Annotated in this window: 14 protein-coding genes; 12 read left to right on the top strand and 2 right to left on the bottom strand. The window is 74.1% G+C overall.

Features of this window, described 5'->3' with window-relative positions; translation table 11 throughout:
• The first annotated feature begins 12 nt into the window (after positions 1–12).
• The 3 genes from AB4K12_RS24785 (at position 13) to AB4K12_RS24775 (ending at position 3,526) form a co-directional block, all read left to right on the top strand.
• Positions 13–1,380, top strand: coding sequence for an aldehyde dehydrogenase (locus AB4K12_RS24785; RefSeq protein WP_086573613.1), 1,368 nt, complete (start codon positions 13–15; stop codon positions 1,378–1,380).
• Positions 1,377–2,162 (top strand): 3-oxoacyl-ACP reductase, encoded by a 786-nt coding sequence (locus AB4K12_RS24780; RefSeq protein ID WP_368436264.1) that lies wholly within the window; start codon positions 1,377–1,379, stop codon positions 2,160–2,162. Before AB4K12_RS24785 ends, AB4K12_RS24780 begins: the two co-directional genes overlap by 4 nt.
• A gap of 95 nt (positions 2,163–2,257) precedes the next feature.
• A complete protein-coding gene (locus AB4K12_RS24775; protein WP_368436262.1) occupies positions 2,258–3,526 on the top strand; it encodes a haloacid dehalogenase-like hydrolase in 1,269 nt (422 codons plus the stop codon).
• A gap of 9 nt (positions 3,527–3,535) precedes the next feature.
• Here the strand turns inward: AB4K12_RS24775 and AB4K12_RS24770 are convergent, their stop codons facing one another.
• Complete coding sequence (locus AB4K12_RS24770) at positions 3,536–4,732, bottom strand: alanine racemase (protein ID WP_368436533.1); 1,197 nt, start codon at positions 4,730–4,732, stop codon at positions 3,536–3,538.
• Positions 4,733–4,893: 161 nt separating this feature from the next.
• Here AB4K12_RS24770 and AB4K12_RS24765 point away from each other — a divergent pair, with 161 nt between their 5' ends.
• The 4 genes from AB4K12_RS24765 (at position 4,894) to AB4K12_RS24750 (ending at position 8,710) form a co-directional block, all read left to right on the top strand.
• Positions 4,894–5,742, top strand: coding sequence for a hypothetical protein (locus tag AB4K12_RS24765; RefSeq protein WP_368436261.1), 849 nt, complete (start codon positions 4,894–4,896; stop codon positions 5,740–5,742).
• Positions 5,739–6,917, top strand: coding sequence for a type VII secretion-associated serine protease mycosin (gene mycP, locus AB4K12_RS24760; protein WP_368436259.1), 1,179 nt, complete (start codon positions 5,739–5,741; stop codon positions 6,915–6,917). Before AB4K12_RS24765 ends, mycP begins: the two co-directional genes overlap by 4 nt.
• A 113-nt stretch (positions 6,918–7,030) precedes the next feature.
• Positions 7,031–7,771, top strand: coding sequence for an SseB family protein (locus tag AB4K12_RS24755; protein ID WP_368436257.1), 741 nt, complete (start codon positions 7,031–7,033; stop codon positions 7,769–7,771).
• Positions 7,772–7,894: 123 nt separating this feature from the next.
• Positions 7,895–8,710 carry an MIP family channel protein gene (locus AB4K12_RS24750; protein WP_368436531.1) on the top strand — a complete coding sequence of 272 codons (816 nt, stop codon included), beginning with the start codon at positions 7,895–7,897 and terminating at the stop codon, positions 8,708–8,710.
• Between the two features lie 95 nt (positions 8,711–8,805).
• Here the strand turns inward: AB4K12_RS24750 and AB4K12_RS24745 are convergent, their stop codons facing one another.
• On the bottom strand, positions 8,806–9,183 hold the full coding sequence (locus tag AB4K12_RS24745; RefSeq protein ID WP_368436256.1) for a DUF1844 domain-containing protein: 378 nt from the start codon (positions 9,181–9,183) through the stop codon (positions 8,806–8,808).
• A 385-nt stretch (positions 9,184–9,568) separates the two neighbouring features.
• Here AB4K12_RS24745 and infC point away from each other — a divergent pair, with 385 nt between their 5' ends.
• The 5 genes from infC (at position 9,569) to AB4K12_RS24720 (ending at position 13,170) form a co-directional block, all read left to right on the top strand.
• Entirely contained in the window at positions 9,569–10,207 is a 639-nt protein-coding gene (infC, locus tag AB4K12_RS24740; protein ID WP_086568975.1) for a translation initiation factor IF-3, read from the top strand.
• A 129-nt stretch (positions 10,208–10,336) separates the two neighbouring features.
• The gene (gene rpmI / locus AB4K12_RS24735; RefSeq protein WP_086568974.1) at positions 10,337–10,531 is read left to right on the top strand and encodes a 50S ribosomal protein L35; all 195 of its coding nucleotides are present in this window, start codon (positions 10,337–10,339) and stop codon (positions 10,529–10,531) included.
• Between the two features lie 95 nt (positions 10,532–10,626).
• Positions 10,627–11,013 (top strand): 50S ribosomal protein L20, encoded by a 387-nt coding sequence (rplT, locus tag AB4K12_RS24730; protein WP_071964710.1) that lies wholly within the window; start codon positions 10,627–10,629, stop codon positions 11,011–11,013.
• Between the two features lie 144 nt (positions 11,014–11,157).
• Positions 11,158–12,012 (top strand): RNA methyltransferase, encoded by an 855-nt coding sequence (locus tag AB4K12_RS24725; protein WP_362260823.1) that lies wholly within the window; start codon positions 11,158–11,160, stop codon positions 12,010–12,012.
• A 36-nt stretch (positions 12,013–12,048) separates the two neighbouring features.
• Entirely contained in the window at positions 12,049–13,170 is a 1,122-nt protein-coding gene (locus tag AB4K12_RS24720; protein WP_368436254.1) for an ATP-binding protein, read from the top strand.
• Positions 13,171–13,174 lie beyond the last annotated feature (4 nt).

The raw sequence follows: 13,174 nt of genomic DNA, 5'->3' as shown, positions 1-13,174 counted from the left end.
AGGACAGCCGCCTTGGACATCGTCAACCCGGCGACCGAAGAGATCGTCGCCACCGTCCCCGACACCACCCGCGAGGACGTCGACGCCGCCGTCGCCCGCGCGGCGAAGGCCCAGACGGCATGGGCGGCACTGCCCCCCGGCGACCGCGCCCGCCATCTGCGCCGCTTCGCCGACGCCGTCGACACCCACCTCGAGGAGCTCGCCCAGCTGGAGGTCCGCGAGGCCGGCCACCCCGTCGGCAACGCCCGCTGGGAGGCGGGCAACGCCCGTGACCTGCTGGAGTACGCGGCCGGGGGAGTCGAGCGGCTCAACGGCTCCCAGATCCCCGTGCCCGGCGGCCTCGACGTCACCTTCCACGAACCGCTCGGCGTCGTCGCCGTCATCGCCCCGTGGAACTTCCCGATGCCCATCGCCGCCTGGGGCTTCGCCCCCGCGCTCGCCGCGGGCAACGCCGTGCTTCTCAAGCCCGCCGAGACCACCCCGCTGACCGCCCTGCGGCTGGCCGGCCTGGCCCTGGAGGCCGGGCTGCCCGAGGACCTCTTCCAGGTGCTGCCGGGCGCCGGGCCGGTGGCGGGCGACGCACTCGTCGGGCACCCGGGCGTCGCCAAGGTCGTCTTCACCGGCTCCACCGCCGTCGGCAAACAGATCATGGCCAAGTGCGCGGCGGACGTGAAGCGCGTGACCCTCGAACTCGGCGGCAAGAGCCCCAACATCGTCTTCGCCGACGCCGACGTCGAGCGCGCCGCCGCGGCCGCCCCCGGCTCCTTCCTCGACAACACCGGCCAGGACTGCTGCGCCCGCAGCCGCATCCTCGTCCAGCGCCCGGTCTACGACCGCTTCATGGAGCTCCTGGAACCGGCCGTGAAGTCCTTCGTCGTCGGCGACCCCACCGACCCGGCGACCCAAATGGGCCCGCTGATCTCCGCCGCCCACCGCGAGCGCGTGCGCTCCTACGTCCCCGAGTCCGCCCCCGCCGCCATCCGCGGCGAGGTCCCGGCGGGCAAGGGGTTCTGGTACCCCGCCACCGTGCTCGAGGGCCGGCCGGAGGACCGTACCGCCGTCGAGGAGATCTTCGGCCCCGTGGCCGTCGTCATCCCCTTCGAGGACGAGGCGGAGGCGGTACGGATCGCCAACGCCACCGACTACGGCCTGGCCGGCTCCGTGTGGACCCGCGACGTCTCCCGCGCCCTGCGGGTCTCCCGGGCCGTCGCCGCCGGCAACCTCTCCGTCAACTCCCACTCCAGCGTCCGCTACTGGACGCCGTTCGGCGGCTTCAAACAGTCCGGCCTCGGCCGGGAGCTCGGCCCCGGCGCGGTGTCCGCCTTCACCGAGACCAAGAACGTCTTCATCGCCATCGACCCCGTGGAGGAGTCCAAGTGACCGACCAGAGCCCCGTCTGCCGCCGCCTCGTCGGCCGCACCGCCGTCGTCACCGGAGCCGGCAGCGGCATCGGCCTGGCCACCGCCCGCCGGCTGGCCTCCGAGGGCGCGAACGTCGTCTGCGCCGACATCGACGAGAGCGCGGGCAAGGCCGCCGCGGCCGAGACCGGCGGCCTGTTCGTCAAGGTCGACGTCACCAGCCCCGAGGAGGTCGAGGCGCTCTTCAGGACCGCCCACGACACCTACGGCTCGGTCGACATCGCCTTCAACAACGCCGGCATCTCGCCGCCCGACGACGACTCCATCCTCACCACCGGCCTCGAGGCCTGGAAGCGCGTCCAGGAGGTCAACCTCACCTCCGTCTACCTCTGCTGCAAGGCCGCGCTGCCGTACATGCAGCGGCAGGGCAAGGGCTCCATCATCAACACCGCCTCCTTCGTCGCCGTGATGGGCGCCGCCACCTCCCAGATCAGCTACACCGCCTCCAAGGGCGGCGTGCTGGCGATGTCCCGCGAGCTGGGCGTGCAGTTCGCCCGCGAGGGCATCCGCGTCAACGCGCTGTGCCCGGGGCCGGTGAACACCCCGCTGCTGAAGGAGCTCTTCGCCAAGGACCCCGAGCGCGCCGCCCGCCGCCTGGTGCACGTGCCCGTCGGCCGCTTCGCCGAGCCCGAGGAGATCGCGGCCGCCGTCGCCTTCCTCGCCAGCGACGACTCCTCCTTCGTCAACGCCGCCGAGTTCCTCGTCGACGGTGGCATCGCGGGCGCCTACGTCACCCCGCTGTAGGGTCCATGATCAAGTGCCGGGACCGGCCCACGGCGTACGCTCCGGCGCCGGTCCCGCCGCGAGCCCTGCCCTCCTCACGCACCAAAAGAGAGCACATGCGCACCAAGTCCGCCATCGTCGTCGGCCTCGCCGCCGCCGCGGCCCTCGCCGCGTCGGTCCCGGCCACCGCCGCCCCCGCCCACGAGGCCCCCCGCCGCAACTGCCCCCAGCTCGACACCAAGCTCCCGTGGGCCGGCGACAACCGCGCCAGGCTCCAGAAGATGATCGACGAGCGCGGCACCTGTTCCGGCAAGAACGGCCCGCGCCCGGTCGCCGCGTTCGACTGGGACAACACCGTCGTCAAGAACGACATCACCGACGCCACGCTCGCCTGGGCCCTCAAGCACGACAAGATCCTGCGGCCCAGGAGCTGGAAGGACACCAGCGCCTGGCTCACCACCGCCGCCGACAAGGCCCTGACCAAGGCCTGCGGCACCGCCGTGCCCGTCGGCCGGCCGCTGCCCACCTCGAAGAACACCGCCTGCGCCGACGAGATCTTCGAGATACGCGAGAAGTCGCAGACCATGTCCGGCGAGACGGCCTTCGCCGGCGACTGGAACCACCGGCGCACGGTGCCCGCCTACGGCTGGATCCCGCAGCTGTTCTCCGGACACACCCCCGCCGCCCTGACCTCCTTCGCCCGCCAGGCCCGCGCCGAGCAGCTCGCCGCGCCCGTCGGCGCCAAGCAGACCGTCGGCACCCACACGATCGCCGGGTACATCCGCTACTACGACCAGCAGAAGGACCTGATCCGCACGCTCAAGGCGGCCGGCTTCGACGTCTACATCGTCTCCGCCTCCTCCGAGCCGATCGCCGAGGCCTGGTCCAGCGGCGTCGGCCTGGACCGCAAGCACACCATCGGCATCCGCAGCATCACCAAGCGCGGCCTCCTCACCCCCGCCCTCAAGGGCTGCGGCGGCGTCGAGACCGGCCGCGGTGACGCCCTGCCGTACATGGACGGCAAGCGCTGCATGATCAACCAGGAGATCTTCAAGATCAAGGGTGCCAAGGCCTGGAAGCAGCAGGACTTCTCCCACCGCATCGCCCTCGGCGCGGGCGACGCCGACACCGACGTGACCTTCGTCAACGACGCCACCGGCGCCCACGTCGCCATCAACCGCAACAAGTCCGAGCTGATGTGCCGGGCCTACGACGACGTGGACGGCCGCTGGGTGGCCAACCCGATGTTCATCGACCCGATGCCGCGCAAGTCCGGCGCCTACCCCTGCTCGACGACCGGCGCCACGGCCGAGGACGGCTCGAAGGTGCCCGTCCGGCGCGCCGACGGCTCCGTCATCGCGGACCAGGTGGACAAGGCGTTCTGAGCCGAGCGCTCACAGGAACGTCCGCCCCTCGCCCCGGTAGGTGGCGACCGTGTCGACGACGCGGTCGCCATCGACGAGGTGCAGCGCGGGGAAGCGCTCGCACAGCTCGCCGGCCTTCGCGTGCCGGAACCACACCCTGTCGCCGATCAGCAGGTCGTCCGCCGCCTGGCCCAGCAGGGGCGTCTGCACCTCGCCGGCGCCCTCCCGGGGCGCGAGCCGCAGCCCCGCCGGGAGATACGGCACCGGCAGCCGGTCCGCTCCGGCCGTGCCGGACGCGGGGTAGCCACCACCCAGCACGGTCACCACGCCCACTCCCGGCCGACGCACCACGGGCAGCGCGAACAGCGCCGCCGGGCGGGCCCGGAACGCGCTGTAGTCGTCGAACAGGCGGGGCGCGTACAGGCCCGAGCCCGCCGCGACCTCCGTCACCGCCGGCTCGGAGGCGGTGTCGTGCACGCTGCCGGTGCCGCCGCCGTTGACGAACTCCAGGTCCGCCACCTCCCGCACCGCCCGCACGGCCTCGTCCCGCAGCGCCCGCAGGTGGGTGCGGGCGGCGGACTGCATCAGGCGGACCGCACGGGCGCGCAGCGGACGGCCCGCCGGGCTGTCACCCACGCCCGCCACATGGGCCTCATAGGCCATCAAACCCACCAGTCGGAAGCCCGGTCTGCGATGGACGGCCCGGGCCAGCTCGGCCAGTCTGCCCGGATCGCTCACTGGTGACCGTAACGCCCCGATCCGTACCCGCCCGCCGAGCAGCCGCAGCGAGACGTCCAACTCCAGGCACACCCGTACCTCTTCGCGCCCCTGCCGGGCGGCGTCGATCAGCGCCAGCTGGGCCGGGTCGTCCACCGTCACCGTGACCGCGCCCGCCAGCTCGGCGTCCGACGTCAGCTCGGCGAACCCCGCGCGGTCGGCCGAGGGATAGGCCAGCAGCACGTCCGCCACACCCGAGCGCGCCAGCCACAGCGACTCGGCGAGCGTATGGCTCATCACGCCCGCGAAGCCCTCCCGCGCCAGCACCCGGTCCAACAGTGCCCGGCAGCGCACCGACTTGCTCGCCACCCGCACCGGCTTGCCCCGCGCCCGCCGCACCAGATCGGCGGCGTTGGCGTCGAACGCCCGGAGGTCGACCACCGCCAGCGGAGCCTCGAGGTGGGCGGTGGCACGGTCGTAGCGCACTCGGTCCGACGGCATGGCGCGCAGCTTGCCAGAAGGCGAATCGCGCTGGATAGGGGGAGGGCGCGGGCGAATGGCACCCGCCGTGCCACGCACCGTAAAGTGGCGCGCACGCCGGGCCCTTCGGGCCGCGGCCGATGTCCGACATGGGGCGGTTCGGCGAGCCGGGCCCGCGAGGGGGAGCGCACGTGAGCACCGAAGCGGATGCCCTCGTGCCGCCTGCCGCTCCGCTGTACCCGCCGCCGCCTCCGGGGCCGCCCCCGGCCGCCGGCGCACGGCCCGCCGCCCGCAGGAGCGCGGCCGCCGCCGTATGCCTGTTCGCCGGACTGGGGCTCATAGCCGGGGCCGCCGCCGGAAGTTGGCTCACGGGCGGCCGGCCCGAGCCGCCCGCCGACCGCGCGGCGTACGAGCGCGGCGCCACCGTCTGGCGCACCGTACCCGTCGACGAGCTCTTCCCCCGCAGCGTGCACGGCGACGCGGCGGGCCCCGGCGGGGCTCGGCGCGACTGGACCCGCGTCGGCGTCGCCCCCGACGGCGACTGCCGGGGCGCCTTCGACCCCCCGCTGGCCGAGGCCCTCGCCCCCGTGGGCTGCCGGCGCCTGCTGCGCGCCACCTACGCCGACGTCACCTCCTCCAGCGTGACCACGGTCGGCCTGATGGTCACGGACACCGGCACCTCCGGCATGCGGGAGCTGCGCGAGCGGTTCGCCGCCGAACGCCTCGACGAGCGCGCCGGCCTGATGCCCCGCCCGTACGCCCCCCGGGGCACCGTCGCCGAGCGGTTCGGCGACGCCCAGCGCGCCAGCTGGCGCATCAGCGTCCTGACGGACGTCCCCGCCGTCGTCTACTCCGTCACCGGCTTCGCCGACGGCCGCACCGGCACCCCGCCCCAGCCCGCCGCCCGGGCAGTCGCCCCCGGCGCGACCACCGCGCCGGCCCAGGCGGGCCTCGGTCACGACGCGACCGCCCTCGAGGAGGCAGTGGAGCGCGTATTCCGCCGGAACGCGCACAAGCCGGGCTCCGGGAGCGGCCGATGACGATCCGGCGGCGCCGCCCGCGCGTCCTCGCCCCGCTCGCCGCCGCCCTCGCCCTCGCGCTGGTGGCCGCGCCGCCCGCGCACGCCGACGCCATAAGGGCACAGGAGTGGGCGCTTCAGGCGTTGCACGCCGAGGACGCGTGGCGGACGACCAAGGGCGCGGGCGTGACCGTCGCCGTGCTCGACACCGGCGTCGACGACGGGCACCCGGACCTGCGCGGCCGGGTGCTGCCGGGCAAGGACCTGATCGGGTTCGGCGCGGCGCCGGGGGAGCGCTCCTGGGCCCGGCACGGGACCGCCATGGCCGGCATCATCGCCGGCCGGGGCCACGGCCCGTACGACGCCGGCGGCGTCATGGGCGTGGCACCCGAGGCCAGGATCCTGCCCGTGCGCGTGATCCTCGAGGACGCCGACCCCGCCCGGCCCAAGGCCCGCGGGGCGCGCGGCAGCGCCCTCGCCGACGGCATCCGGTGGGCCGCCGACCACGGCGCCGACGTCATCAACCTCTCCCTCGGGGACGACAGCGACACCGCGCACCCCGAGCCGCGCGAGGACGCCGCGGTGCAGTACGCGATCGGCAAGGGCGCCGTCGTCGTCGCGTCGGCCGGCAACGGCGGCGAGAGCGGCGACCACGTCTCCTACCCCGCCGCCTACCCCGGCGTGATCGCCGTGACGGCCGTGGACCGCTACGGGGCGCGGGCCGCGTTCTCCACCCGGCGGTGGTACGCCACCGTCAGCGGGCCGGGCGTCGACGTCGTGATCGCCGACCCCGACCGGCGCTACTACGAGGGGTGGGGGACGAGCGCGGCCGCCGCGTTCGTCTCCGGCGCCGTCGCCCTGGTCCGGGCGGCCGGCCCCGGCCTGAGCCCGGCCGAGATCCGCGCGTTGCTGGTGCGCACGGCGCAGGACGCTCCGCCCGGCGGGCGCAGCGACGACCTGGGGGCCGGGCTGGTGGACGCGGCGGCGGCGGTGGCCGCCGCCGGCCGGGGCACGCTCTCCACACGCGGCGGGGCGGCGGAGGCCCCGCGCTACTTCGGCGGAGGCCCGGGCCCCGCCCGCCGGGACGGCGCCGGCGACGCGCCGCCGACGCCGGCCCTGGCCGCGGGCGGCGCGGGAGCGGTGCTGCTCGCCGTGGCGGCGGTCCTGCGCCGGCGGCGCCCGCGCGGGGCGGCCTGAGCCCGTCCGCGGCCGCGCCGGGAGCCGGTCCCCGGCCCGCACCCGGACCCGGGCCGGCCCCCGGTCCCCGACGCCCCGCGAAGGCCGCCGGCACCGCCCGATAGGCTCGCCCCGTGGCCCTGAAGAACATCCCCGATCCCGGTTTCTCCGACGACGACGGCTCCGCCGACCCGGCGCTGACCGAGGCGCTCGCCGCCTGGGCGGCCGACCGGTCCGCCGAGGGGCGGGTGCTCGCGGCGCTGCCGGGAGCACGACTGCTCGTCCCCGTCGTGGCGGTGCTCGGCGAGGTGGAGACCGGGCCCGACGGGCTCCGGCGCGAGAAGACCAGCGACATGGCCGTGCCGACGCTGCAGGCGCCGGACGGGCGGCGGGCGCTGCCCGCGTTCACCTCGACGGAGTCGCTGGCCCGCTGGCGCGCGGACGCCCGGCCCGTGGCCGTACCGCTGCACCAGGCGCTGCAGGCGGCGGCGCACGAGAAGGCGGACACCATCGTGCTCGACCTGGCCGGACCGGTGACGTACCCGCTGACCGGCCCCGCGCTGCTCGCGCTGGCCGAGGGGCGCACCAGCGCCGACCCGCTGGCCGACCCGGCCGTCGCGGACGCGCTGCGCGGCGTGCTGGCGGCCGAGCCGGGCGTGCTGCGGGCGCACCTGGCCCCGGCCCCGGAGGCGGACGGCACCCTGGTGCTGACGCTGGCGCCGCAGGCGGCGGCCGGCGAGGTCGTGGGGCGGCTGGCCCGGGCGCTGGCGGCCGACGAGGTGCTGCGGGCCCGGCTCGTGAAGGGCCTGGAGGTGGCCCTGCTGCCGGCCGGGGCGACGGTGCCGGCGGGCGCGGAGGCGCTCTTCAGCCGCTGATCTCCGAGAGGCGCCGGGGGAGAGACCGTCCGACAATTGCGTACGGACGGTCCACGAGATCCTCGGGAGGACGCCATGGACGCCCTGAAGAACGTGAAGCCGGCGTGGGAGAACCTCGACCCGGTGAAGACGAGGGCCATTTCCGCCGAGTTCCTCGGGACCCTGCTGCTGGTCTTCTTCGCCGTCGGCTGTGTCGTCCTGGCCGCCGACTACATCGGTGTGCTGGGCATCGCGCTGGCCTTCGGCTTCACTCTTCTGGCCCTCGCGTACGCCCTCGGACCGGTCTCCGGCTGCCACGTCAACCCGGCGGTGACGCTGGGGCTGCTGCTCGAGCGCCGGATCTCGCTGCACACGGCCATCGAGTACTGGATCGCCCAGGTGCTCGGCGCGATCGTCGGCTCGGCGATCCTCTTCCTGCTGGCCAAGCAGGTGCCGGGGCTCAAGACCCACGGCGCCTTCGGCAGCAACGGCTTCGCCGAACGGTCGGCCGTGCACCTCAACACCGGCGGCGCGTTCCTGGCGGAGGTCGTGATGACCTTCCTGCTGGTCTTCGTGGTGCTCTCGGTGACGCACCGGGTCGCCGTGGTCGGCTTCGACGGGCTGGCGATCGGCGTGGCCCTGGCCGTCGTCCACCTCATCGGCGTGCCGCTGACCGGCACGTCCGTGAACCCGGCCCGCAGCATCGGCCCGGCGCTCTTCGCGGGCGGCGGGGCGCTGTCCCAGCTGTGGCTGTTCATCATCGCCCCGCTGATCGGCGCCGCACTCGCCGCCTGCGCGCACCGGGTCACCCACCCCCTGCACTCGCCGGCCATCGTCGCGGACGACATCGCGGCCCCCGAGCGGCTGGCCGCGCGGCCGGCGGCCGGCCCGCGGGGCGGCCCCGGCGGCACGGCGGACGAGCGGGGCCCGGAGGGCGGCGCGGGGACCGGCCCGGCCTGAGCCCGGCGGGGCCGGCCGCGCCGGCCGTCAGGAGGACGCGGCCGTCAGGAGGACGCGGCCGTCAGCAGGACGCGGCCGTCAGGAGCAGGCGGTCGTCAGGAGTAGACGGGCCCGGTGAACTTCTCGCCGGGCCCCTTGCCGGGCTCGTCCGGCACCACGGACGCCTCGCGGAAGGCCAGCTGCAGCGACTTCAGGCCGTCGCGCAGCGGCGCGGCGTGGAAGTTGCTGATCTCGGTGGCGCTCGCGGTGACCAGGCCGGCCAGGGCGTGGATCAGCTTCCTCGCCTCGTCCAGGTCCTTGTGCTTCTCGCCCTCCTCGGCGAGGCCCAGGTTGACCGCCGCGGCGCTCATCAGGTGCACGGCGACGGTGGTGATCACCTCGACCGCGGGGACGTCCGCGATGTCGCGCGTCATGCTGTCGAAGTCCGGTGCGCCCTCGTTGTCGGGGGTGGCCTCGGGGGTGGCGTCGCTCATCGTTGCTCTTCCGTTCTTCACGTTCTTCGTTCCGCGGCGGTGCGCACCAGCCTAGGGGCAGGGCCCCGGCGCGCTCGGGTGGGGACCTGACCGGCTCGCTGGTATGCTGGACCACGACCGGCCGGACACCCGTGTGCCCGGCCCACAAGTGGAGGCTCCGATCTCCCACCTGACCGACCCCTGGTCGGCAGGTCTCGGGTCAGACAGGTGGCCCATCGTTCCGTACGGACGATGGGGAGCTGTCTATCGCGCCTCGCGGCTCACCGCGGCGGTGCTCCCTGAGTGTGAGGAGCCCTGCCTGTGACCCGTCCGGGGCGTTTTTTGCGTCTCGCGCGACGCGGCGGTCACACCGAAAAGACGTTACGCGGCTGTCCGCCAGGCGGCCGTGTGGTGCTACCGAGGAGGCCCCATCAGCGCCGAGCCCCGCATCAACGACCGGATCCGAGTCCCCGAGGTGCGACTTGTCGGTCCCAGTGGCGAGCAGGTCGGCATCGTGCCGCTTGCCAAGGCACTGGAGCTTGCGCAGGAGTATGACCTCGACCTGGTCGAGGTCGCGGCGAACGCCCGTCCGCCGGTCTGCAAGCTCATGGACTACGGGAAGTTCAAGTACGAGTCGGCCATGAAGGCCCGTGAGGCGCGCAAGAACCAGGCGCACACGGTCATCAAGGAGATGAAGCTCCGGCCGAAGATCGACCCGCACGACTACGACACCAAGAAGGGTCACGTCGTCCGGTTCCTCAAGCAGGGCGACAAGGTCAAGATCACGATCATGTTCCGTGGTCGCGAGCAGTCCCGGCCCGAGCTGGGCTACCGACTGCTGCAGCGCCTCGCGGAAGACGTCCAGGACCTGGGTTTCGTCGAGTCGAACCCCAAGCAGGACGGCCGCAACATGATCATGGTCCTCGGTCCGCACAAGAAGAAGACCGAGGCGATGGCCGAAGCCCGCGAGGCGCAGGCCGCCCGCAAGGCGGAGCGCCAGGGTGGATCCACCGCGGACGCCGCTGAGGAGCCCGCAGAGGCGTGATCCCGGGGCCCGCAGCGGCCCCGGCGCTCACTCCGGGGCGTCCCCGCCCCGGAACAGCAACCAACAGTTGACGCTCCCATGCGCCCTGAAACGGGCCGGGAGTGCCACCGACGAGGAGAGAACGGCGCTATGCCGAAGAACAAGACGCACAGCGGTGCCAAGAAGCGCTTCAAGGTGACCGGCTCCGGCAAGGTGCTCCGTGAGCGCGCCGGCAAGCGCCACCTGCTCGAGCACAAGTCGTCCCGCCTGACGCGTCGCCTCACCGGCAACGCCGAGATGGCCCCGGGCGACGCCGCGAAGATCAAGAAGCTTCTCGGCAAGTGACGTCCGGCGCCTCCGCGCCGAACGCCCGCACCGGGACCCAATCGAATTCGGGCCGTGTGAGAACCCACCACGGCCCCGCTACAAGGAGTTAACAAGTGGCACGCGTCAAGCGCGCAGTCAACGCGCACAAGAAGCGTCGGGCGATCCTCGAGGCGGCCAGCGGTTACCGCGGCCAGCGGTCGCGTCTGTACCGCAAGGCCAAGGAGCAGGTCACCCACTCCCTGGTCTACAACTACAACGACCGCAAGAAGCGCAAGGGCGACTTCCGTCAGCTGTGGATCCAGCGCATCAACGCCGCTGCCCGCCAGAACGGCATGACCTACAACCGCCTCATCCAGGGTCTGAAGGCCGCCAACATCGAGGTGGACCGCAAGATCCTGGCCGAGCTCGCGGTCAACGACATGAACGCGTTCGCCGCGCTCGTCGAGGTTGCCCAGAAGGCGCTGCCGGCCGACGTCAACGCGCCGAAGGCTGCCGCCTGATCCAGGCGCCACCAGGCGTTGAAGCGGACCCGCAGGCCCCCGCGGCCTGCGGGTCCGCTGCCTTTTGCCGCTTGACGCCGCTTGCCGCTCGCCGCGCAGTCCGCGAGGCCGTACGACCCCACCCAGTGAAGTGAGCCGCCGCCCATGGGCACCCCCGAGCTGATCTCCCCGCGTTCCCCCCGCGTCATCGCCGCACGGCGGCTGGCCAAGCGTAGTTTCCGGGTGAAGGAGCGCCGGTTCATCGCCGAGGGCCCCCAGGCCGTGCGCGAGGCGATCGAGCACCGCAGCGGCGGCGAGCCGACGCTGATCGAGCTCTTCGCGACCGTCGAGGCCGCCGAGCGGCACGCCGAGATCATCGGCGCCGCCCAGGACGCCGGGGTGCGCTGTCACCTCGCCGCCGACGATGTGATCGCCGACCTGTCGCAGACCGTGACCCCGCAGGGCCTCGTCGGCGTCTGCCGCTTCCTCGACTCGTCCTTCGAGGAGATCCTGGCCGCCCGCCCCCGGCTCGTCGCCGTCCTGGCGCATGTGCGCGACCCCGGGAACGCCGGCACCGTGCTGCGCTGCGCGGACGCCGCGGGCGCGGACGCCGTCGTGCTCACCGACGCCTCGGTCGACCTCTACAACCCCAAGTCCGTGCGGGCCTCCGTCGGCTCGCTCTTCCACCTGCCGGTGGCCGTGGGCGTTCCGGTGGAGCTGGCCGTGCAGGGGCTGCGGGCCGCGGGCGTACGGATCCTGGCCGCCGACGGCGCGGGCGACCGCGACCTGGACGCCGAGCTGGACCGGGGCACCATGGGCGGGGCCACCGCCTGGGTCTTCGGCAACGAGGCCTGGGGCCTGCCGGAGGAGACCCGGGCGCTCGCCGACGCCGTGGTGCGCGTGCCCATCCACGGCAAGGCCGAGTCGCTCAACCTCGCCACGGCCGCCGCCGTGTGCCTGTACGCCTCCGCCCGTGCGCAGCGCGCGTCCGGAGGGTGCCGCTCCGTGACCTCCAGCTAGTAGGGTGGCGCTCCGGGGGCTCGGGAGGGGGTGCGGATGAGGTACGTCAGAACTTCCGGGAGCGTGGCCGGCACCTGCCCGGCGGCGTCCCCCGCGGGCTTCGGCCTGCACCCCGACGACCTGCCCGACGGCCTGGTCGTCGCCGATGCCGCCGGCCGTGTGACCTGCTTCAACTCCGCCGCCGCCCGCATCACGGGCGTCCGCGCGGGCGACGCCGTGGGCAGGCCCCTGGAGAGCGCGCTGCCCCTGGAGGACCTCGACGGCCGCCGCTGGTGGGCGCTGACCGACCCCTACGGAGGCCTCGCCACCCGCACCGGGCAGCCCGAGCGCAATCTGCTGCTGCCCGGCGGCCGCCAGGTGCTGGTCTGCGCCCGCTACGTACGGGAGCGGCCGGGCGGCCCCGTGACGCGCGTCGTGGTCCAGCTGCGCGGCACCGAGGCGCGCCGGCGCACCGAGCGCAGCCACGCCGAGCTGATCGCCACCGTCGCCCATGAGCTGCGCTCCCCGCTGACCTCCGTCAAGGGCTTCACCGCGACGCTGCTGGGCAAGTGGGAGCGGTTCACCGACGACCAGAAGCGGCTGATGCTGGAGACCGTCGACGCCGACGCCGACCGGGTCACCCGGCTGATCGCCGAGCTGCTGGACATCTCCCGCATCGACTCCGGCCGCCTGGAGGTGCGCCGGCAGCCCCTGGACATCGCCGCCGCCGTGCACCGCCACGTCCAGGCGCACGTGCGCGCCGGGCAGAGCGAGGACCGCTTCGTGGTCCATGTCGCGAAGGAGCCGCTGCCCGCGCTCTGGGCGGATCCGGACAAGATCGACCAGGTGCTGGGCAACCTCCTGGAAAACGCGGTGCGCCACGGCGAGGGAACGGTCACCATAGAGGTGGCACCAGCAGTGATGAAGGCCCGTGCGGAGGGGACGGCGGTCACCGTGAGCGATGAGGGCCCCGGCATCCCCGAGGAGTCGATGGCCCGCGTCTTCACCCGCTTCTGGCGGGGCAGCAAGCGCGGCGGCACGGGCCTGGGTCTGTACATCGTCAAGGGCATCATCGAGGCCCACGGCGGGACGATCACGGTGGGACGCGCCCCCCGCGGCGGCGCCCAGTTCCGATTTACCCTGCCCGTGAGCGCCCCGGCCTTCCTCACCCAGGCCTGAAGCC

Origin of the sequence: Streptomyces sp. C36 (genome assembly GCF_040932295.1) — a bacterium.
GTDB lineage: Bacteria > Actinomycetota > Actinomycetes > Streptomycetales > Streptomycetaceae > Streptomyces > Streptomyces triculaminicus.
This window is presented reverse-complemented; position numbering and strand designations above follow the sequence as displayed.